At 69.7% G+C, this 20759-nt stretch carries 15 protein-coding genes; 6 read left to right on the plus strand and 9 right to left on the minus strand.

Annotation, left to right across the window (positions count from 1 at the left end):
* Window position 1: 1 nt before the first annotated feature.
* The 6 genes from ACLIME_RS14955 to ACLIME_RS14980 form a co-directional block, all read right to left on the minus strand.
* Window positions 2-1144, minus strand: a complete 1143-nt coding sequence (locus ACLIME_RS14955) for a Gfo/Idh/MocA family protein (RefSeq protein ID WP_411557396.1) — start codon at window positions 1142-1144, stop codon at window positions 2-4.
* Entirely contained in the window at window positions 1141-1920 is a 780-nt protein-coding gene (locus ACLIME_RS14960) for a ThuA domain-containing protein (protein WP_159876781.1), read from the minus strand. Before ACLIME_RS14960 ends, ACLIME_RS14955 begins: the two co-directional genes overlap by 4 nt.
* 59 nt (window positions 1921-1979) lie before the next feature.
* Window positions 1980-2861: a carbohydrate ABC transporter permease gene (locus tag ACLIME_RS14965; protein ID WP_411557397.1), complete on the minus strand. Its 882-nt coding sequence runs from the start codon at window positions 2859-2861 to the stop codon at window positions 1980-1982.
* Between the two features lie 14 nt (window positions 2862-2875).
* Window positions 2876-3874 (minus strand): carbohydrate ABC transporter permease, encoded by a 999-nt coding sequence (locus ACLIME_RS14970; protein ID WP_124767972.1) that lies wholly within the window; start codon window positions 3872-3874, stop codon window positions 2876-2878.
* A gap of 5 nt (window positions 3875-3879) precedes the next feature.
* Entirely contained in the window at window positions 3880-5139 is a 1260-nt protein-coding gene (locus tag ACLIME_RS14975) for an ABC transporter substrate-binding protein (RefSeq protein ID WP_082916064.1), read from the minus strand.
* 70 nt (window positions 5140-5209) lie between these two features.
* Entirely contained in the window at window positions 5210-6439 is a 1230-nt protein-coding gene (locus tag ACLIME_RS14980) for a Gfo/Idh/MocA family protein (RefSeq protein ID WP_411557398.1), read from the minus strand.
* A gap of 183 nt (window positions 6440-6622) precedes the next feature.
* Between ACLIME_RS14980 and ACLIME_RS14985 the strand changes: the two genes are divergently transcribed.
* Window positions 6623-7636: a LacI family DNA-binding transcriptional regulator gene (locus ACLIME_RS14985; RefSeq protein ID WP_249404621.1), complete on the plus strand. Its 1014-nt coding sequence runs from the start codon at window positions 6623-6625 to the stop codon at window positions 7634-7636.
* Between the two features lie 36 nt (window positions 7637-7672).
* On the opposite strand, the gene ACLIME_RS14990 is transcribed toward ACLIME_RS14985, so the two are convergent.
* Both ACLIME_RS14990 and ACLIME_RS14995 read right to left on the minus strand, forming a co-directional pair.
* Window positions 7673-8107, minus strand: a complete 435-nt coding sequence (locus ACLIME_RS14990; protein ID WP_159876789.1) for a hypothetical protein — start codon at window positions 8105-8107, stop codon at window positions 7673-7675.
* A gap of 92 nt (window positions 8108-8199) precedes the next feature.
* Window positions 8200-9504 carry an alpha/beta hydrolase gene (locus ACLIME_RS14995; protein ID WP_411557399.1) on the minus strand — a complete coding sequence of 435 codons (1305 nt, stop codon included), beginning with the start codon at window positions 9502-9504 and terminating at the stop codon, window positions 8200-8202.
* A 184-nt stretch (window positions 9505-9688) separates the two neighbouring features.
* Here ACLIME_RS14995 and ACLIME_RS15000 point away from each other — a divergent pair, with 184 nt between their 5' ends.
* Complete coding sequence (locus ACLIME_RS15000; protein WP_064295424.1) at window positions 9689-11080, plus strand: glycine--tRNA ligase; 1392 nt, start codon at window positions 9689-9691, stop codon at window positions 11078-11080.
* 96 nt (window positions 11081-11176) lie between these two features.
* Here ACLIME_RS15000 and ACLIME_RS15005 read toward each other — a convergent pair whose 3' ends face one another.
* Window positions 11177-11920 (minus strand): dienelactone hydrolase family protein, encoded by a 744-nt coding sequence (locus ACLIME_RS15005; RefSeq protein ID WP_411557400.1) that lies wholly within the window; start codon window positions 11918-11920, stop codon window positions 11177-11179.
* A 250-nt stretch (window positions 11921-12170) separates the two neighbouring features.
* Between ACLIME_RS15005 and ACLIME_RS15010 the strand changes: the two genes are divergently transcribed.
* From ACLIME_RS15010 to ACLIME_RS15025, 4 genes are read left to right on the plus strand one after another with little or no spacing between them, the layout of a single operon-like run.
* Complete coding sequence (locus ACLIME_RS15010) at window positions 12171-16874, plus strand: type I polyketide synthase (protein WP_411557401.1); 4704 nt, start codon at window positions 12171-12173, stop codon at window positions 16872-16874.
* Window positions 16875-16909: 35 nt separating this feature from the next.
* A complete protein-coding gene (locus tag ACLIME_RS15015) occupies window positions 16910-19027 on the plus strand; it encodes an MMPL family transporter (protein ID WP_411557402.1) in 2118 nt (705 codons plus the stop codon).
* Window positions 19028-20035, plus strand: coding sequence for a hypothetical protein (locus tag ACLIME_RS15020; protein ID WP_411557403.1), 1008 nt, complete (start codon window positions 19028-19030; stop codon window positions 20033-20035). It begins immediately after the preceding gene.
* The gene (locus ACLIME_RS15025) at window positions 20028-20714 is read left to right on the plus strand and encodes a 4'-phosphopantetheinyl transferase family protein (RefSeq protein ID WP_411557404.1); all 687 of its coding nucleotides are present in this window, start codon (window positions 20028-20030) and stop codon (window positions 20712-20714) included. The genes ACLIME_RS15020 and ACLIME_RS15025 overlap by 8 nt, the downstream gene beginning before the upstream one ends.
* Window positions 20715-20759 lie beyond the last annotated feature (45 nt).

Here is a 20759-nt window from a genome sequence, read left to right on the forward strand (position 1 = left end):
CTCAGCGGGAGGCGACGAGCGCGGCCCGGACGTCGGCGCGCGGCTCGGCCTCGATCGCCCGCGTGTGCGCCTGGGCGAGCACGTCCGCGATGACCACGCGCTCGCCGGACTCGGCGGACCGCACGGCGGCCTCCACCATCGCGAGGCTCAGCACGTTGGCGTGCACCTCACCCGACGGGACACGCCCCGTGCGCAGGGCATCGACGAACTCGACGAGCGAGCCCGCGATCTCCTCCGGTACGTCCGGCTCGAGCTCAGCGGTCTCGACCGCCGACGGAGATCCGCCCTGCGGCGCGAGCTGCCGCTGCGGAGCGGAGTCGCCGTCCCAGACGGCCGTACCGTGCTCGCCGTTCACCCGCCAGCTGCCGTTCCACGAGGTCTCCACGCCGTCCGCACACCAGCTGCCGCTGTAGGTGTACCGGACTCCGCCGGCGAACTCGAAGATCGCGGTCGCGGCGGCGTCGGCGGAGAACCAGCTCCACCCCGGGTTGTACTCCTCGCAGTACACGGCGATCGGGTCGCTGCCGAGGACGTAGCGGGCGGCGTCGAAGGCATGGATCGCCATGTCGACGAGCAGCACGTGCGCCATCTCCTCGCGGAAGCCGCCGAAGTGCGGTGCCTTGAAGAACTCGGTCGTCGCGGATCCGAGCCGACCGAGCGTGGCGACCTGCTCCCGGAAGGCGGCGATCGATGCGTAGTAGCGACGCGACTGGCTCGTCATGAGCAATTGCCCGCTGGCCTCGGCCGTCGCCGCCAACGAGAGGGCCTGCGCCACCGTCGGTGCGATCGGCTTCTCGCAGAGCACCGGCAACCCGGCGAAGAGCGCCTCGGTGTTCACCGGGTGGTGCGCGGCGGGCACGGTGACGTTGACGACCGCGTCCGCCCCCGTCGCCTCGGCGACGACCGACACGCTGGTGCCGACGACGACACCCTCGGGGCCCACCCGGAGCCCGGCCTCGGTCACCGCCGACTCGGCGAGGGCCGTGTCGAGGTCGACGACGCCCACGAGTTCCGTGTCCGGGTTCGCGAGGATCGTCCGCAACCAGGCCCGTCCCATCCCGCCCGCACCGACGAGCACGAGCCGGACCGGCCTCCTGGTGGCGTCCGCGAGCGTCGCGAAGCCACCGTCGACAGGAGCACTCATCGCGCGAGCGCCCCTTCGTACCCGCGGCCGTTGTAGAAGTCCTCGGTCTCGTACCGAAGCAGGACCGGCACCGCGCGTTCCGGACGCAGCGTCTGCGCCCAACGGACGCCGTTCGCGAGGACGCGACGGACGTGCTCGTGGTGGTAGACCGGGTAGTCCTGGTCGCCGGGGGAGAAGAAGAAGATCTTGCCGAAGCCGCGCTTGTAGGTCATGCCGGAACGGAAGACCTCGCCACCGGTGAAGGTCGAGAGGAAGACGAGCTCGTCGGGCGCGGGGACGTCGAAGAACTCGCCGTACATCTCCTGCGCCGGGATGATGAACGGGTGCGGGATCCCCTGGGCGATCGGGTGGGTGGGGTCGACGGTCCAGACGATCTCGCGGTCCTCCTCCGACCGCCACCGGAGCGTGCACGAGGTCCCCATGAGCTTGCCGAAGATCTTCGACCAGTGGCCGGAGTGCAGCACGAGCAGGCCCATACCGGCGAGCACGTGCTGGTGCACGCGCTCGACGACCTCGTCGGCGACCTCACCGTGAGCCGCGTGGCCCCACCAGACGAGCACGTCGGTCGCGGCGAGCACCTCCTCGGTGAGCCCGTGCTCCGGTTCGTCGAGCGTGGTCGTGGTCACCACGGCCTCGGCGCCGAGGTGCTCTTCGATGCCCTCCTTGATGGTCGTGTGCATGCCGTCCGGGTAGATGGCGCGGACCTTCTCCTCGATCTGCTCGTGGCGGTTCTCGCCCCAGACGAGGACGCGGATGGGGGTGCTGCTGTCGGACATGGTGGTGCTCCTTCGAGGATGCGTTGCGTGGTCGGAGAGGGTGTCGGAGTGGTCGTCGGTCATTTCACGGCACCGCCCGTCGCACCCGCGGCGATGAACCGCTGGGCGATGACGAGCAGCAGGATCGCGGGCAGGGACGAGAGGACGGCGGTCGCCATCACCGCGCTCCAGTTCGAGACCTGCGAGCCGAGGTACTGGTAGATGCCCAGCGTCACTGGCCGGACGTCCTCCGTCGTCGTCAGCGTCAGGGCGAACAGGAAGTCGCTCCAGGAGAAGAGGAAGGCGAACAGGCCGGCGGTGATGAGCACGTTGCGGCTCACCGGGAGGACGATCGAGACGAAGGCCCGCACGTGCCCCGCGCCGTCGACCCGTGCCGCCTCCACGATCGACGGCGGGATGGTCTGCATCGACGCCCGCAGGATGAGGATCGCGAACGGGATGGCGTGCGAGGCGTCGGCGAGGATCAGCCCGGGGATCGAGTTGAGCAGGCCGAGGTCGTTGTACGCCGAGTAGAGGGCGTTCGCGATCACGATGCCCGGGATCATCTGGGCGATCAGGATCACGAGGAGCGCGATGCTGATCCAGCGGAACCGGAACTGTGCGAGGGCGTAGGCCGCCGGGGCAGCGATCGCGAGCGACAGGACGACGGTACCGAGCGAGATGACGAGGCTCGTCACGAGGTGCCCGCCCTGGTCGGCGATCGCCTTCTCGTACCCGGCGAAGCTCGGGTTCACCGGGAAGAAGTCCCCCGTGAGCGTGTTTCCGGAGGGTTGCAGGGACGCGTTCACCATCCAGTAGACGGGGAAGAGCATGATCGCGAGGATGATGACGCCGACGACGGTGTAGCCGAGGTGGCGTCGGTCGCCGTGGTGTCGACGCTGGCCGACCGGGGCGAAGCGGCGCGTCTGCCGGCCGCCGGTCACGATGCTGGTCGTGGTCATGAGGGTCCGTGTCCTTACTCGTCGACGGCGCGTCGGTTGACGCGGAGGTAGACGATCGCGAAGAGGAGCGAGATGACGATCAGGATGTTGCTGAAAGCGGCGCCGACGCCGAACTCGAAGTTCACGAACGACTCCTGGTAGGAGCGCACCGCGAGGGTCTGGGTGGCGTTCGCCGGCCCGCCGTTCGTGAGGCCGAGGATGATGTCGAGCACCTTGATCGTGTAGACGACGCCGAGCACGAGCACGACGCTGACCACGGGGCGGAGGTTCGGCCAGGTGATGTGGCGGAACGCCTTCCAGCCGGTCGCGCCGTCGAGCGCTCCCGCCTCGTAGAGCTCGTCGGGGATGTCCTGGAGGCCGCCGTAGAGGATCGTGACGTTGAACGGGATGCCGATCCAGATGTTGACGAGGACGACCGCGAACAGGGCCACCGACGGGCTCGTCAGCCAGGGGACGCCCGACAGGCCGATGGATCCGAGGGCGGCGTTCAGGACGCCGCTGTCCTGGTCGAGGATCGACCGCCAGGTGGCGCTCGACACGATCAGGGGGAGGAGCCAGGGGAGCAGCAGCATCGCGCGGAGGAACGAGCTCAGGGGGAAGCGTCGCTTGAAGAAGACGGCGAGCGCGAGCCCGATCACGAACTGCCCGGCGATCGACCCGATCGTGAACAGCGCCGTGTTGAGCAGCGCCGGTGTGAACAGTTGGGAACTGAACACGGTCACGTAGTTCGCGAACCCGACCCACGGCGCCTCGCCCGTGAAGAACGTCTTCGTCGTGTACTCCTGGAAGCTCATCGTGACGTTCTTGACGACCGGATAGCCGAAGAAGAGCACGATGTAGAGCGCTGCTGGGAGGACGAAGCCGAGCTTGATCAGGTCTTCCCGACGGAAGCGTCGGGACCGGCGGCCGGCCCCGGCGGGGGTGCGCTTGGTCGGCGCGCCCCCGTCGGTGCCGCTGGACCGCTGGCCGGTCTTCCGGTCCTGGAGCGATGCTCCGGCGATGCCACTGCTCATCGGGATCAGCCCGCGGCCGCCTGCTTGAACGCCTCTTCAGGCGTCGCCTGCCCGGTCAGGGCGAGCTGGATGGCGGTGTAGATCTCGGTCGCGGCCTCCGGCCACTCCTCGCCGAGCTCGCCGGTGCGCGAGCGGGCGTTGGCGACCTGCTCCGTGAACGCGGCCATCTCGGGGACCTTCGCGACGTATTGCTCGGCCAGGGCCGTCTTCGTCGGGACGGTGAAGCGGGCCTCGGCGAGGGCGAGCTGGTTCTCGTCACTCGAGATGCACTCGACGAACTTCGCCGCCTTCGCCTGCTTGTCCTTGTCGCCGGTCACGGGGACGGTCCAGACCTCGCCACCGAGCGGGGCGACGGGCGTCTGGCCGGCCTTGTTGACCGGAACCTGCACGCTGCCGTACTTGAGGTTCGTGTCGGCGCTGAGGGCCGGGATCTGCCACGGGCCGTTGATCATCATCGCGGCCTTGCCGGCCATGAACTGGTCGTTCACGTCGGCCTGCGACCAGTTGATGACGCTCTTCGACGCCGAACCCGAGTTCACGAGGTCGACCTGCAGCTGGAGGGCCTCGGCGACGGCGGGCGTCGTGAGGTCGGCCTCGTCGCCGCCGTTGGTCCACATGAACGGCAGGAACTGCCAGCTGCCCTCGTAGGTGGCGATGGAGCTGAAGGCGAGCCCGTAGGTGTCGCCCTCGGTCAGTGCGGCGGCGGCCGTCTTGAGCTCGTCCCACGTGGTCGGCGGGGTGATGCCCTTCGCGGCCAGGAGATCCTCGTTGTAGAAGAGGCCGAGGGTGTTGACCGTCGGCGCCAGGCCGTAGACCTCGCCCTCGTAGCTCGCCGCGTCGAGGATGCCCTTCGCGAAGCCCGAGGTGTCGACGCCGTAGTCGCTGAGTGGCGAGAGGCCACCCGTCGCGGCGATCTCCTGGACGTCCGGGTTGTCGAGCATGAGGACGTCGGGCAGCGTTTTGGACGACGACTGCTGGAGCACCTTCTGGATGAGGTCCTTACCGGGGACGGTCTCGCGCTTGATCTTCACGCCGACGTCGTCCGCGCACCGGTCGAGGGCGTCGCCCACGAGGGTCTTGTCGGGTTCGTTGTTGTAGTAGTCGAGGATCGTGAGGGTGCCGGCGTCGCCTCCGGCCGCCGCGCCACCGCCACCGCTGCACGCGGTGAGGGCGAACGGGGTGATCGCGAGGATCGCGAGCGATCCGAGCACGTGCGGCCGACGGATGATGCGTGGCCGGGTGTCGCGGGTGGTCGTGGATCTCATGTCATGGCTCCTTTGCCTGGTGAGTGGTGTTCGTGATGCGGTGGTGATCGTGGTGCGGTGGGTGGTTCGGTCAGTGGTCGAGTGGGATCCAGGCGGCGCCTGCGTCGGCGCTCGCCGAGACCGCGGTGAGCACGCGCTGCACCAGGAGGCCGTCGGCGAAGCCCGGTTCGGGCGCCCGGCCGGCGGCGAGGTCACGGGCGAGGTCGGCGACCTCGTGGACGAAGGTGTGCTCGTAGCCGAGACCGTGTCCGGCCGGCCACCAGGCGTCCGCATACGGGTGGCCGGGTTCGGTGACGAGGATGCGCCGGAAGCCCGCCTCCTCGGCCGGAAGGGTGTGGTCGTGGAACTGCAGCTCGTTCATGCGCTCGAAGTCGAAGACGAGCGATCCGTCGGAACCGTCGACCTCGAGCCGCATCGCGTTCTTGCGACCGGTGGCGAAGCGGGTGGCCTCGAAGGTCGCCAGGGCGCCGCCATCGGTGCGGGCGATGAACACGACCGCGTCGTCGACGGTCACCCGCCCGGTGAGGGTTTCCGGCACCTCGCCGTCCTCAGGATCGCCGTCCGTGGTGGCGCTGAGGCCGCTCGACGAGGTGGGGAGCGGCCGCTCGGTGACGAAGGTCGAGGTCAGGGCGCTCACGCCGGTCAGCTCCTGCCCGGTGACGAACCGTGCGAGATCGATGATGTGGGCGCCGAGGTCACCGAGCGCACCGGAGCCGGCCTGGTCGGCGTCGAGCCGCCAGACGAGCGGGAACGTCGGATCCGCGATCCAGTCCTGCAGGTACTGGGCCCGGATGTGACGGATCGTCCCGAGGCGACCGTCGGCGACGAGCCGTCGTGCATAGGCGAGTGCGGGGGTGCGCCGATAGCTGAAGCCGACCATCGCGTGAACGCCGCGCGCCGCAGCTCGCTCGGCCGCGGCGTTCATCCGCTCGGCCTCCTCGAGCGTGTTCGCGAGCGGCTTCTCGCACAGGACGTGGATACCGGCGTCGAGTGCCGCGATCGCGATCTCGGCGTGGAGGTGGCCAGGGGTGCAGATGTCGATCACGTCGATGTCGCCGCGGGTGAGGAGCGCTCGCCAGTCCGTCTCGACGTCGGCGATCCCGAACCGGTCGGCGAACGCGCGGGCGGCGTCGGCATCGCGACCGCTGACGGCGACGAGGTCGACCCCGCGGCCGAGGTCGAAGAAGCGGGGAGCGGTGGTCCAGGCCTGCGCGTGGATCGTGCCCATGAAGCTGTACCCGACGATCGCGACGCGCAGTGGCTGCTCGGACCGGCGGTCCTCCGTGGTCGGTACAGGCATCAGCACGGCTCCTTCGCCGGTCGAGGTCGGATCGCGCAGACCAGAAAGTTAACCGGTTTACTGCGCGCTTCGGGAACCAGCATGCACCGCGCCGCCGGAGTCGTCAAGGAGCAATTTAACCGGTTTACCGAATCGTGATCCGTGAGAGACTGACCGGACAGCACCGCACCTGAACGGGGATCCATGGCAACGATGCGTGACGTCGCGCGACTCGCAGGGGTCTCGGTCGCCACGGTGTCGTTCGTCGTCAACGATTCGAAGCCCGTATCCCCGGCCACCCGACTGCGGGTGGAGTCGGCGATGGTCGAGCTGGACTTCCGCCGGAACGCGGTGGCCCGCGCGCTCGCGAGCCGGCGGACCCGCATCATCGCACTGCTGTTCCCGGTCCTCCAGCATCGACTGTCCGACAACGCGGCCCGCTTCTTCACCGGTGCTGCGGAGGCTGCCGCTGAGCTCGGGTACACCGTCGTCCTCTGGCCGGAGCCGAGCGACCCAGACGCGCTTCGCGAGTTCACCTCCGACGGCCTCATCGACGGCGTCATCCTCATGGAGGTGCGGCTCGACGACCATCGGGTCGACCGTCTGCTCGCGGCCGGGACGCCACTGACGCTCATCGGTCGGACGCGCGACCCCTCCGGTCTCGACTATGTCGACGTCGACTTCGAGGGGATGGTCGAGTTGTCCATCGACCGCTTGCAGGCCCTCGGTCATCGGGAGTTCGCCCTGCTCGAGGAGGTCGAGCGGGCCGATCTCGACGGTTACGGCCCGGTGATCCGCGTGCAGGAGACCTTCCACGCCGTGTGCGCGGCCCGTGGACTCCGCGCTCGGACGCTCCAGTGCACTCCCGATCCGGCCGGTGGTCGCGAGATCGCGGCGGCCCTCCAGGAGGAGGCGCCCGAGGTCACCGCCGTCCTCGTGCTCAACGATCGGGCGGCCCTCGGTTTCGTGAGCGAGCTCGGCAGGCGCGGCGTCTCGGTCCCCGACGACCTGTCCGTCGTCCTCGTCGCCTCCACGCGAGAGGTGTCGGAAGCGGCCGACCCGGCACTCGCCGTCACGTTGCTGCCCGCCGCCCAACTCGGCCGAATGGGCGTCGAGACCCTCGTCGGCCGTCTCGACGGCACCCTCGGTGAACTGCGTCACGAACTCGTCATGGGCGCCTTCCTCGAGGGCGCGTCCCTCGCGCCGCCGCCCGATTGAGTCATCTCGTCGCGTGCATGGCCCGCGAGCGACCGGTCACTGCACCTCAGGGTGCCGGGAGGACTCCGCCGCTCGGTTCGCGATCGCCCGGTGCCGTGCCTGCCCGATCAGTGATTGGGTGTAGCCGACGCGGTTCATGGTGTCGTGTCGGGCGAAGTCGGTCGAGATCGGGACCTGCTCGGTGTAGGTGTACGGGCCGGCCTGGACGTTCACGGAGACGAACCCCGAGACACGCCTCTCCTTCGCGAACAGGAACAGCAGGCTGAGGAAGAAGAACCAGATCAACACGATGACCAGCACGATGGCCCACGCCGGGGTGTGGGTGGTCGTCGAGGTCTGATCGCTCGACGTCACGTTGACGTCCGCGAGTGGCCACGTGCCGGCGGGTGTCATGATCACGTCCTCAGTGACCCTGATGTTGCCGATCTGGACGAGGAGGGGCTGTGGCATCGGCGGGAGCTGGGTGGTCATGGGCATCGACCATAACCAATCGGTCCAGACCGCCGCCGAAGTTCTCCACAGCCCACGATGGAGTGGAAGCCGGGTCGCGGAGCCCCGCCCCGTCACGGTCGTTGGAGACCGATCCGCGGGTAGAGCGCACGGAGCGTCTGGTCCAGCCCGCCCGTGAGCGAGCTGGCGCCGTGGTCGCCACCCGGTATCGCGAAGGTCTGGACCTTCCAGCCGGCCGCCGTCGCGGTGGCTGCGGCGCGCCGCATCATGTCGGTGTAGACCGCGTCCGCCGTCCCCGCGGAGAAGAACGCCTCGGTGTCGACGTAGGTCGTCTTCGCCATGATGGTCGCCGGTTTGATCGCGTCGTACGCGTTCTGGTCGCCGTTGAACATCACGCGCAGGTTGTCCGCCGGGAGGCCGGCTCCGGGATACTCCTCGCCCGAGACACTGACGACGTTGCCGAAGGTCTGCGGGTACTTGGCTCCGTAGTAGATCGCACAGCTGCCGCCGGCCGAGTACCCGGCGACCGTCCAATCCTTCGGCGACTGGAGGATGTGCAGGTTCGCCTTCGCCCAGGGGAGGACGTCCTGCGTGACGTAGGTCTCCACCTTCCCGTACCGCCCGTCGATGCACAGCGGATCCACCGAGGGGTCGCCGAGCTGGTCCACGACGAGCGCGATGGGGGCGAGACCCTGGTGGTCGGCGGCGATCGCGTCGAGCGCCTCGCCGATCCACTTCGCGTCGGGGTCACCCGGTTGTCCCATCATCATGAGGACGAACGGGAGCGCCGGGGGATCCTTCACGAGTGCAGCGGGTGGGTAGTAGACCTGCGCCGGGCGGGCGTTGAACCCGGAGTTCGTGTTCGGGATCCGGTCGCCGGTGGGAAGCGGGCCGAACCTGCCCGTCTTCGGCAGATCGGCCGGCGGCTTCCACGTCTCGTACAGCGGACGGGCCGGATCGCCGGTGGGCGTGCTCGTCGGCGTCACGAGGGTGATCGGCTTGCGGTTCTGGACGTGGAACATCGACCCGAGGGTGGTCTGGACACCGTACGCGCCGTTGACGCCCAGCGCCGCGGTCGCGCCGAAGACGAGGATGCACGCGACGGCGATGACGCGCCGCTGCCACGAGACGCGCCAGCAGATCGTCAGGACGGCGAGCGAGATGCCGGCGAAGACGCCGATCAACCAGGGCTCCGCGGAGCGGATCAACGGCCCGCCGAAGAGGTTGAGCACGTCGAAGACCAGCCACACCGTCCCCAGGGCGAGGAGCGCGCCGGCCAGGAGGGCGATGGCGGCGCTCAGGTACCACAGCAGCCCGGACCGACGGATGACGAGGTACAGCAGGCCGGCGATGCTGAGCCCGTCGAGCACCCAGACGAGTGGACCGTCGATGACGTCGAGGTTCCACAGCCAATCCATCGATGCTCCATCCTGCGTACCGCGATGGTTGTCAGGCTAGGCGGCCGCCCTGAGCGGGACAAGGGCCGTTGGGCGTCCTCACGGGCTCGCCCATAGGATTGAGGGGTTCCGGGAGCGGGCGCCAGCCAGGCGTCAGCACCGGAAGGTACCGCCGCGTGGCAAGCGGCACGGAGGATCCACACCCATGGCAGAGCAGTCCCATCTCGAGTCCGTCATCACCCTGGCCCAGCACCGCGGCTTCGTCTTCCCGTCGGGAGACATCTACGGCGGCACGCGGTCTGCGTGGGATTACGGGCCCCTGGGTGTCGAGCTCAAGGAGAACATCAAGCGCCAGTGGTGGAACGCGTTCGTCCGCGGCCGCGGCGACATGGTCGGTCTCGACTCCGCCGTCATCCTGCCCACCCCGGTCTGGGAGGCGTCCGGTCACGTCAAGGTCTTCAGCGACCCGCTGACCGAATCGCTCATCACCCACAAGCGGTACCGGGCCGACCACCTCTTCGAGGCGTACGAGGCCGAGCACGGCCACCCGCCGGAGAACGGCCTCGCCGACATCCCCGACCCCGAGCACCCCTCGAAGGTCGGCCAGTGGACCGAGATCCGTCAGATGTCCGGCCTCCTGAAGACCTTCCTCGGCGTCGTCGACGACGAGTCCGGTCTCCACTACCTGCGTCCCGAGACCGCCCAGGGCATCTTCACGAACTTCGCGAACGTGCTGCAGACGGCCCGCAAGAAGCCGCCGTTCGGCATCGGCCAGATCGGCAAGGCGTTCCGCAACGAGATCACGCCCGGTAACTTCATCTTCCGCACCCGCGAGTTCGAGCAGATGGAGATCGAGTTCTTCGTCGAGCCCGGCACCGACGACGAGTGGCAGCAGACCTGGATGGACCTGTGCTGGGCCTGGTTCATCGACCTCGGCATGACGCCCGACAACATCCGTTGGTTCGAGCACCCGCAGGAGAAGCTGGCGCACTACTCGAAGCGCACCGTCGACATCGAGTACAAGTTCGGCTTCGCCGGCAGCGAGTGGGGCGAGCTCATGGGCGTCGCGAACCGCACCGACTACGACCTCAAGGTGCACGCCGAGCAGTCCGGCAAGGACCTCAGCTACTTCGACCAGGCCAAGAACGAGCGGTACATGCCGTACGTCATCGAGCCGTCCTTCGGTCTGACCCGTGCGCTCATGGCTTTCCTCGTCGACGCGTACGAGGAGCAGGAGCTGCCGCCGAACGCCAAGGGCAAGATCGAGAAGCGCACCGTGCTGCACCTCGACCCGCGTCTCGCGCCCGTCAAGGTCGCCGTGCTGCCGCTGTCCCGCAACGAGGCGCTGTCGCCGCTCGCCCGCCAGATCGGCGACGAGCTGCGCGGCTCGTGGAACATCGACTTCGACGACTCGGGCGCGATCGGCCGCCGCTACCGTCGTCAGGACGAGATCGGCACCCCGTACTGCGTGACCGTCGACTTCGACTCGCTCGAGGACAACGCCGTGACGGTCCGCGACCGCGACAGCATGCAGCAGGAGCGTGTCGCCATCGACGAGCTGTACGCCTACCTCGCCACCCGCCTCAAGGGCGCGTAGGCCTCCGCCGTTTCACCCGAACGCCCGCTCGCCCATGTTTGGGCGAGCGGGCGTTTCTTCGCCCAGAAACGGGCGAACGGACGTGGATGGCTCGGGCTAGGCGTTGCCGAGTGAGGTGTCGAGGAACGCGAGCGTCTTCACCCAGGCGTCGGCGGCCGCGTCCTCGCGGTACGTGATCGTGTTGGTGTCGTTGAAGAAGGCGTGACCGGTGTCGGGGTAGACGGTCGCGGTGAACTCGACACGCGCGTCCTCCATCGTCGTGGTCAGCTCGGGCAGGCTCTGCATGAGGCCCTCGTCCTGGTCGCCGTAGAACGCGAGGACCGGGCAGGCGATCTCCGTCACGGCCTCGGGCTCCGGCGGGTAGCCGTAGAACGGGACGGCGGCACGGATGCGACGGTCGGCCGCGGCGAGCGCGAAGCTGTAGCCGCCACCGAAGCAGAAGCCGACGACGGCGACGCGCCCGTCGATCCCCTCCTCGTCGAACAGGGCGTCGACGGCCTTCACCAGGTACCCGAGCGCCTCCTCGGCGTACTCGGGCGACTTCGAGGCCGAGAGCTTCTCGCGCAGCTTCGGCTGTGCCGCGGTCCTCGTCGCCTCGTCACTGTTGAAGACGAGGCTCTCGAGCTCCGCACCGATCTCGGGTGTGACGCCGGCGCCACTCAGGATGTCGGGCGCGATGACGAGGTACCCCTCCGCGGCGAACCGGTCGGCGACGTCGGTGATGTGCGGGACGAGGCCCCAGATCTCGTGGATGAGCACGAGCCCGCCGCGGAGCTCGACGCCCTTCGGCGGATCGGCGCGGTAGGCGGTGAGGCCCTTGGTCAGCGTGATGGTCGTCATATCGCCAGTGTTCCAGCCGACCCTCCGCACCGGCTGGGGGTTGCGCTGCCCGCGAGTTATCCACAGATTCCGAACGAGCAACCGAACTGATGTTTCAGATGACTACAGTCGAGCTGTGGCGTGCCCACGGGCCAGCTCTCCTCACCGCGAGGTGGCCCCTGGACCTCGACCTACTCCGCTCGGAGTCGTCGACATGCCGACCTGCCCCCTCGTTCCATCCGCGATCAACACCCTCGGAGGTTCTCTCGTCGTGCCCGTTCGACCACTCGCCATCGTCGGCCTGTCCGCCCGCTTCGGTGGCGCGGCAGACGCCCACCAGTACTGGCGCAACATCCTGGCGGCCCGACGCAGCGGCTCCGCCGTCCCCCGCTCGAGATGGGATCACGCCTCCTTCTTCGCGCCGCACGACCCCCGAGCGGTGCATCACGCCTACTCCGACCAGGGGTCCTTCATCGACGGCGTCGAGCAGTTCGCGGCTCGGCACTTCCGCATCCCACCCAGTCGCGCGCACGCGATGGACCCGCAACATCGCCTGCTCCTCGAGGCAGCGCGAGCCGCCTGGATCGACGCCGGGTTCGAACGTCGTCGCATCGACCGGTCGTCCATCGGCGTCTTCGTCGGGATGGCTGCGAACGATTACCGCGAACTCTCCTCGCTCCGCATCCGGGCGCAACTCCTCGGCGACGACTCGGTCCACGCGGAACACGCCGGCCCCGACCTCGCGGCGGCGATGGGCGCGCGCGTCGCCGGTGTGCGCCCGTTCCACGCGTTCTCGATGCCGGGATGCCTGCCGAACATGGGGCCGGCGCTGGTGAGCAGCACGCTCGACCTCGGCGGCCCGAGCTTCGCGGTCGACGCCGCGTGCTCCAGCAGCCTCGTCGCGCTCCACCAGGCGATCGCCGCCATCCGGTCCGGGCAGTGCTCGGCGGCGCTCGTCGGCGGCGTCAACCTGAGCCTCGTCCCGGATGCGATGGTCGCCTTCTCCCGGATCGGTGCGCTGTCACGGAGCGGGGTGTGCCGACCGTTCGACGGCGATGCCGACGGATTCCTCCTCGGCGAGGGCGCCGGCATGATCGTCGTCAAACCGCTCGAGGCCGCCATCGACGACCACGACGACGTCTACGCGGTCATCCGCGGCTCCGGGGTGTCCAACGACGGCCGGGCCGAAGGGCCGATGACGCCGACGGCCGACGGACAGCTGGCAGCGCTCCGCCGGGCCTACGAGGACGCCGCTGCCGACCCCGCCGACCTGGGCGTCGTCGAGGCGCACGGCACGGCCACCCCGGTGGGCGACCGCACCGAGCTGGAATCGCTGGCGGCGCTGCGTCGTCTCGGGACATCGCCGCACCGGACCGCCACGGTCACGGCGGTGAAGGCGCTCGTGGGGCACACCATGGCGGCGGCCGGGATCGCCAGCATCGTCAAAGCAGCGCTCATGGCGAGGCATCGGGTCGTCCCCGGGCAGCCCCGCCTGCGTTCCGAGGCGCACGCCGAGACCCTCCGAGACGGCCGCCTTGCGCTCGCCTCCCGCACCATCGACCCGGGCGACGACGGTCTGGGCCTCATCGGCGTCAGCTCGTTCGGGTTCGGCGGCACCAACGCGCACGTCGTGCTCGAATCACCGCCAGCGCAAGCAGGTCGAGTCCGTCGGCGTGCCGCTGGGGGACCGGCCGACGAAACGCTCCCGCACCTCCTCGTGTTCTCGGCCGCCGATCCCACGCTGCTCGGCGAGCACCTCCGTGCGGTCCTCGCCGTCCTCCAGGCCGCCGACGCACCGTCCATCGCCGGCCTCGCACGGACCTTGAGCTTCCGCTCGCTCGCGAGCACCCGTCTGGCGATCGTGTGCCGCACCGCCGCCGAGCTGATCTCCGGGCTGTCGGCCGCCGTGGAGCAGCTCGCCCACGGCGCCACCGGGGTGATCTCCGCGGACGTCTGCACTGGTGTCCGTGTCGACGAGGTCGCTCGGCGGATCGCCTTCGTCTTCCCCGGGCAGGGCAGCCAGACCCCGCGGATGCAGTCGGACCTCCTCGATCGATTCCCCGCCTTCCGTGCAGCGGCCGAGACCTTGAACGAGCAGGTGCTCGACGAGACCGGGGTCGATGTGCTCGCGGCGCTCTCCGCGGCCGACGCCGACACCCCCTCCGGAGTCGACCGTCTCACGTCCACCGAGGTCTGCCAACCCGCGCTCGCGGTGACGGCGCTCGCCGCCGTGGCGCAGTTGCGCGAGATCGGCGTGGAGCCCGACCTCGTCATCGGGCACAGTGTCGGCGAGCTGCCCGCCATGGCGACGGCGGGCGCGCTCGATGCGCCCGAAGCCGTGCGGCTCGCCGCGGTCCGCGGACACCACATGCGGTCGGCTGCGACGCGACCCGGCGACGGCATGACGGCCCTCGGCTGCGACGCCGAGCGGGCCGCAGCGCTCCTCAGCGGCATCGACGACGCGTGGATCGCGGCCGCCAACGATCCCCGGCAGACGGTGGTGAGTGGAACCGGCGAGGCCCTGCGCACTGTTGCGGAACGGTGCGTCGAGCACGGGGTTTCGACACACCCGCTGCGCGTCGCCACCGGGTTCCACTCGCCCCTGCTCGAGCCGATCCGGCCGGCCCTCGTGGCGGACCTGTCGCGATTCCGGCCTCGCGCGCCGCAGGTGCAGCTCGTCTCCACCGTGACGGGCCGCACGGTGGAGACGAGCGAGGAGCTGGGCCGCCAGCTCGAGGAGAACGTGTTCTCCACGGTGCAGTTCCGCGAGGCGATCGAGTCGGTGTCCGCATCCGACGTCGGTGTCTACGTCCAGATCGGTGGGGGTTCGGCGCTGCTCGGGTCCATCCGGCGCTCCCTGGGCGATGCGCCCGACGTGCACGTCATCCCGAGCAGCGCGTCGGCGCCGGACGACGCGGCGACCTTCCTCCGACTGCTCGGTCGGCTGACGGTGCTGGGCGCCGACCTCGACCTGGCATCGCTCGTCCCACCAGACACCGCGGGTGTGGCGCTGCCGATCGCGCCGCTGCCGACCGAGCCGTACTGGGTCGTCCGACCGGACGCCACCGCCCCGACGACCACACCCCGAGAACCCACATCCGAACCGCACCGACCACCCTCCCCCGTCGAACAGGATCCCCACTCCATGCACCACAACCCTCGCGATCTGCCGTCCTCCCCCCTCGCCGGACCACCGTCGGCACGACCGCCGATCCAGCCGCGAGCCGCCGACGCCCAGGCCGACCACCTGCCCGGACTGCTCGCCCTCATGAACCGCCAGCTGAGCCTCATCGAGGGTTCCGGGCAGGCCGGTCACGTGCCCGTGTCGACGGATCCGTTCCGCTGGTCAACGGAACCCGGCTCGCCGCAGGCGGAGGTGGTCGCACGGATGGGCCTCGCAGCCTCCCGGTCGCATCGCGCCGAGTCCGACGCGGTCATCCTCGGCATGGTGTCGCGCATCAGCGGGTTCCCGCTGGACCTGATCCGGCCCGACATGCACCTCGTCGAGCAGCTCGGATTCGATTCGCTGATGATGCGTGAGCTGATCACCCAGCTGCACACCGAGTGGCCATCGCTGCCGACCCCCGCCCAGCTCGGCGAGCGCTTCGCCGGGCGGCCCACGGTGGAGCAGGTGCTGGACGGCGTCGGGTCCCTGCTGCACCCGTTCGCCGAGGAGCCGCAGCACCGGCTTCCGCGGGTCGAGACGGAACCGGTGGCTGCCGCTTTCCCGGCGCCGGCCGACCGCCCGACCCGATGGACCGAGGCCGACGCCCGCATCGAGTGCTTCCCGGAGGCGGTCGCCATGCGGGAACGCCGGCAGCAGACGGACCGCAACCCCTACTTCTTGCTCCATGAGGGGATCATCGACGCGACGACGACGATCGGCGACGCCCAGCTCGTGAGCTTCTCGAGCTACAACTACCTCGGTGTCACCGGCCACCCCGTGGTCGCCGAGACGATCGCCGACGCCGTGGCCCGATACGGCAGCTCGGTGTCCGCCAGTCGGTTCCTGTCCGGTGAGCGCCCGATCCATGCCGAGCTCGAGCAGGAGCTCGCCGACCTCCTCCAGGTGGAGTCCGCGCTCACCCTGGTGAGCGGCCACGCGACGAACGTCAGTGTCATCGGGCACCTGGTGGAACCGGGCGATCTCATCGTCCACGACAGCCTCGCGCACGACAGCATCATCCAGGGGGCGAAACTCTCCGGAGCCACCCGGCGGTCCTTCCCCCACAACGACCTGAGCGCGCTCGACGAGCTCCTCGGCGCGATCCGCGGCGGGTTCCGCCGAGTCCTCATCGTCGTGGAGGGCGTCTACAGCATGGACGGCGACCTCGTACCGCTCCCGCAACTCATCGAGCTGAAGAAGCGACACGGCGCACTGGTGCTCGTCGACGAAGCGCACAGCATCGGGACGGTCGGCGCGAACGGGGGCGGGGTCGGCGAACACTTCGGTGTCGACCGCGCGGACATCGACCTCTGGTGCGGCACGATGTCGAAGTCGCTCGCCGGATGCGGCGGCTACGTCGGTGGCACCGCCGCCGCGGTCGACTACCTCAAGTACTCGGTGCCCGGGTTCGTGTACAGCGTCGGCATCACCCCGGCGAACGCAGCCGCGTCGCTCGCCGCCCTCCGGCTCATGCGCGACGAGCCCGAGCGCCTCAGCCGCCTGCGGCAGAACGCCGACCGCTTCCGCGAGACGGCCCGGGCCGCCGGCATCGACATCGGCGACAGTGCCGACTCGCCCGTCGTGCCGTGCATCGTCGGCAGCTCGGAACGGGCGCTGGCACTGGCGACCGCGCTCTTCGACCACGGCTTCAGCGTCAACCCGATCCTGTACCCGGCCGTGCCGGACGACCAGGCGCGGCTCCGATTCTTCATCACCGCGGAGCACACCGCCGAGCAGATCCAGCGGGTCGTGGACATCACGGCATCCGAACTCAACCGCATCACCCACGACATCGAGGTATCCGCATGACGAACCACTCCAGAACGACTCCCAGACGACGGGCGGTGATCACGCTCCTGATCGGCCTGGTGTTCGCGATCGTGGCGGGCATCGCGGGGGCCGACGTCCTCGACAACCTCAAGACGGGCGGGTTCGACGACCCGCAGTCCGACTCCGTGGCTGCAGCGGACGTGCTCGCCGACCGGTTCCCCGGCAGCGACCCGAAACTCGTCCTCGTCGTGGACGTCTCCGACGGACTCGACAGCGCCGCCGGCAGGGAGGCGCTCGACGACATCGTCGGCGCTGTTGACGATGTGGACGGCGCCAGCGTCACCGGCTCCTACGCCGACTCGGAGCAGCTGCGGAGCGACACCGACCGCGGCGTCGTGCTCGTGGCGCTCGCCGGAGACGAGGACACCGTGCAACGCGCGACCACCGCGCTCCGCGGGACGATCACCGAGGAGGTGACGTCGGCCACGGTCCGGTTCGGCGGCATCGCGGGGATCAACGACGACCTGAACGCGCAGGTCAAGACGGACATCATCGTCGCGGAGACGATCGCCATCCCGATCACCCTCGTGCTGCTGTTCTTCGCGTTCCGCGGTGTGGTGGCCGCGCTGCTGCCCGTCGGCGTCGCGGGCGTCACGATCCTCGGTTCCCTCGGCCTGCTGAACGTGGTCGCGCAGCTCACCTCGGTCTCCCTGTTCGCAGTCAACCTCGTCACCGCGTTGGGCCTCGGACTCGCCATCGACTACTGCCTGCTGTTCCTCACCCGCTATCGGGACGAACGCTCGGGCGGAGCCACCGACGAGGAGGCGTTGCGGATCGCTCGGCGGACGACCGGCCGGACCATCGTGTTCAGCGGCGTCGTCGTCGCCGCGGCGCTCGCCACGCTGATGCTGTTCGACCAGTACTTCCTGCGCTCGTTCGCCATCGCCGGACTCGTCATCGTGGCCTGCTCCGTGGTGGGCGCGGTCGTCCTGCTGCCCGCAGCCCTCACCCTCCTGGGGCGCCGGATCGACTGGGGCCGTCTGCGCTCGCGGCGCCCGGCCGGGGCCGAGGGTCGATTCTGGTACCGGGTGGGCGACCACGCGTATCGCCGTCCGTGGTTGGCAGTGCCCGTGATCGCGCTGCTCATCGCCATGGCCGCGCCGTTCGCGCACGCGGAGTTCGGGGTACCCGACGAACGAGTGCTCCCCGCCGACGCCGAGAGTCGTGTCGTGGCGGACATCATGCGGTCCGACTTCGACGTCGCCGAGGCGGACGCCGTCTCCGTCGTCACCGAGGACTGGGCGGGGACGGACCGCGAGCTCGAGGAGTACGCCACCGGACTCTCCTCGATCGCGGGCGTCGAGGCCGTCACGACGTCCCTCGGCAGCTTCGTCGACGGACGCCTCGTCGTCCCGGCCGACGCGCGGACGGAGCAGCACTTCCGCGACGGTTCGGCGCTCTGGCTGCAGGTCGCGACCGACGTCGTCCCGTACTCGCCCGAGGGCTCGGAGCTCGTCCGCGACGTCCGTGCGGTGGACCCTGGAGCCGGCTCGACCGTCCTGGTCGGTGGCCTCGCGGCGCAGATGATCGACATCGGTGACTCCATCTCGGCGCGTCTGCCGTTCGCCGCCGCGGCCATCGCGCTCATGACGCTGATCATCCTCTTCCTGTTCACGGGGAGCGTGCTGCTCCCGATCAAGGCGCTGGTGCTGAACGTGGTCGGGCTGGTCGGCATCCTGGGCGTCATCGTGTTCCTCTTCCAGGACGGCAACCTGTCGGACGTGCTCGGCTTCACCCCGTCGCCCATCGCCATCTCGATCCCGATCCTGCTGTTCTGCATCGCCTTCGGACTCTCGATGGACTACGAGGTGTTCCTCCTCGCGCGGATCCAGGAACGGTTCCGTGCCACGGGCGATCTCGCGGAGGCGGTGCGGAGCGGGCTCGGTGCGAGCGGCCCGATCATCACGGCCGCTGCGGCGATCCTCGCGGTGTCGTTCTTCGCCATGGCGACCTCCGGGGTGTCGATCATCAAGATGCTCGGCATCGGTACCGGTATCGCGATCCTCATCGACGCCATCCTGATCCGCGGCGTGCTCGTCCCGGTCTTCATGCGCGTCGCCGGACGATACAACTGGTGGGCGCCGCGGTGGCTCGCGGCGATCCACCGTCGCATCGGGATCACGGAGGGCTGAATGGACGCGCGGTTCAGCGGCCTGTCGGCCGATGACGACCTCTCGGCGCTCGTGTCCGAGGCGGCTCGTGCGGCGAACGCCCACAACACGCAGCCGTGGGGCGTGGACTGTCAGGGCGACGAACTCGTCCTCCGCCGGGATCGCACTCGCACCCTCGGCGCGAGCGATCCGCGAGGACGCGACACGATGCTGTCGTTCGGGGCGTTCGTCGAGTCACTCCTCATCTGTGCGGCGTCGGCCGGTGTCGGACTGCGCTTCGAGGCCTCCGCCGGCGGTGACGCGGAGACCGATGAGGTCGGCCGGTTCTCGCGCCACCCGGAGGGCTACCAGACGACGTTCTCCTCGGCGGACGTCCGTGGACGACGCGTCTGGCGAGGGCGATGGCGGGACGGCGCTCCTCCGCCCGACGTCCTCACGGCGGCCGCTGCGGAGGCGGAGCGTGCAGGGTTCCGGCTCGTCTCGATGCCGACCCGGGACGCCCGTCCGTTCCTCATCCGAGCCAACCGGTGGTTCTTCGGCGACGCGGCGATCGTCGCCGAGCTCCACCGGTGGACCCGCCTGTCGCCGCGCCACCCCGACTACGGCGAGGACGGACTCAACGACGCGATGCTCGTGCTGTCGAAGGTCGAACGAGCCGGCCTGCGGACGCTGATCAGCCCGCGGGTGTTCCGCGCGCTTCGCGGCGTCGGGCTGCCCGGGTTGTTGGCGAGGATGTCGGCCTCCGCGACCCAGGGCTCCGGCACCGTCCTCGGCGTGGTCAGTCCCACCGAGGCTCCACAGGAACTCGCCGCTGGGCGACTGCTCACCCGGCTCTGGCTCGGCTTCCAGCGCCACGGCCTGTACGTGCATCCCCAGAGCGCGCCGCTCGACTGTCCGGAGACCAGAGCCATGCTCGAAGAACGCTGGCAAATCGCCCGGGACGAGCAGCTCGTCGCCTGGTTCCGGCTCGGCATCCCCGCCTCCGACCCCGCGGCGCGCGTGGCGTCCCCGCGTCGGTCGGGTGGTTGAATCCGCAGCCGCGGTCGTCGACGCTCTCCGGATGCAGGTGCCGTCGGGCGTCGTCGTCTCGGCGTCCGTCGGCACCGCACCCGGGCCGTTCGGGGCCCGTCCGACTCAGGCTCTTCGGAGCACCGAATCCCGCTCGGCGCGCGACTGCGCCGGGGCGGCACTCGCGATGCTCGGCCAGCGCTCCACGGACATCCCGACGGGGGAGGGCGGGCAACCGGTCTGGCCGACCGGCTTCGTCGGGAGTCTCTCGCACTGCCCCGGTTTCACGATCGCAGCCGTCGGTCGCGTCGGTGTCGCGAGTGCCATCGGGATCGACGTCGAGGTGCACCGGCCCGTCCGTCCTGCCGTCGCGGCGACGATCGTCTGCGGGAGTGAGGCGTCCATGCTCACGCGGCTCGCCTCGAGCCATCCGGCCGTCGCGTGGAGCGCAGTGCTGTGGAGCGTCAAGGAGAGCGTCTTCAAAGCGTGGTATCCGCTCACCGGCCGATGGGTCGACTACACGGCGTGTGAGGTGGTGATCCACCCGGTTCGTGGGTCGTTCGATGCGCGGGTCGTCGCGCCGGCCGGCCCGACAGAGTGTTCGACCATGCCGCGGGCCTTCGCCGGCCGGTGGTCGGTGGTGGGCACCCACCTCTGCAGCGTCGTCATCGTCCCGGCCTCGCAGCGACAGGACGGGTGATCGGCTGATCCGGTCGGCGCGGGTACCGTTGAGGACGATGTCGTA

It is taken from the genome of Plantibacter sp. MPB07 (genome assembly GCF_046619465.1).
In the GTDB taxonomy this organism is placed as follows: Bacteria; Actinomycetota; Actinomycetes; order Actinomycetales; family Microbacteriaceae; genus Plantibacter; species Plantibacter auratus.

Bases quoted from the DNA above. Each gene is read 5' to 3' on its own strand.
- ACLIME_RS14995 (WP_411557399.1), bottom strand. From the start codon at position 9,504: ATGGATTGGCTGTGGAACCTCGACGTCATCGACGGTCCACTCGTCTGG.
- ACLIME_RS14970 (WP_124767972.1), bottom strand. From the start codon at position 3,874: ATGAGCAGTGGCATCGCCGGAGCATCGCTCCAGGACCGGAAGACCGGC.
- ACLIME_RS14955 (WP_411557396.1), bottom strand. From the start codon at position 1,144: ATGAGTGCTCCTGTCGACGGTGGCTTCGCGACGCTCGCGGACGCCACC.
- ACLIME_RS14990 (WP_159876789.1), bottom strand. From the start codon at position 8,107: ATGACCACCCAGCTCCCGCCGATGCCACAGCCCCTCCTCGTCCAGATC.
- ACLIME_RS15020 (WP_411557403.1), top strand. From the start codon at position 19,028: ATGGACGCGCGGTTCAGCGGCCTGTCGGCCGATGACGACCTCTCGGCG.
- ACLIME_RS14985 (WP_249404621.1), top strand. From the start codon at position 6,623: ATGGCAACGATGCGTGACGTCGCGCGACTCGCAGGGGTCTCGGTCGCC.
- ACLIME_RS14980 (WP_411557398.1), bottom strand. From the start codon at position 6,439: ATGCCTGTACCGACCACGGAGGACCGCCGGTCCGAGCAGCCACTGCGC.
- ACLIME_RS14975 (WP_082916064.1), bottom strand. From the start codon at position 5,139: ATGAGATCCACGACCACCCGCGACACCCGGCCACGCATCATCCGTCGG.
- ACLIME_RS14965 (WP_411557397.1), bottom strand. From the start codon at position 2,861: ATGACCACGACCAGCATCGTGACCGGCGGCCGGCAGACGCGCCGCTTC.
- ACLIME_RS14960 (WP_159876781.1), bottom strand. From the start codon at position 1,920: ATGTCCGACAGCAGCACCCCCATCCGCGTCCTCGTCTGGGGCGAGAAC.
- ACLIME_RS15005 (WP_411557400.1), bottom strand. From the start codon at position 11,920: ATGACGACCATCACGCTGACCAAGGGCCTCACCGCCTACCGCGCCGAT.
- ACLIME_RS15000 (WP_064295424.1), top strand. From the start codon at position 9,689: ATGGCAGAGCAGTCCCATCTCGAGTCCGTCATCACCCTGGCCCAGCAC.